The following is a 260-nucleotide window of genomic DNA, read 5'->3' on the forward strand; positions in this document are numbered from 1 at the left end:
TCCGGCTCCAGCGAGGCCGACATGCGGATCATCGCCGAGACCACCGCCCACGTGGGCGGCCTCGGCCATGGCGGCGCCTCCGGCGATCCCTCGCCCTTCACCGCCCATGGCGTCTTCTGTGCGTTGCAGAGCGCCGTGCGCCACGGCCTGGATCGCTCGGAGCTCGCCGGCCTGCGGGTGGCCATCCAGGGCATCGGCCACGTCGGCGCCCACCTCGCCCGGAGGCTCCACGCGAGCGGTGCCCGGCTGGTGCTGACCGA

At 74.6% G+C, this 260-nt stretch carries 1 pseudogene; it reads left to right on the forward strand.

The features are described from left to right. Positions 1 to 21: 21 nt before the first annotated feature. Positions 22 to 260: pseudogene (locus CVH10_RS21890) on the forward strand (amino acid dehydrogenase); the annotation flags it as partial.

It is taken from the genome of Halomonas sp. ND22Bw (genome assembly GCF_003011945.1).
Classification (GTDB): domain Bacteria; phylum Pseudomonadota; class Gammaproteobacteria; order Pseudomonadales; family Halomonadaceae; genus Halomonas; species Halomonas halophila.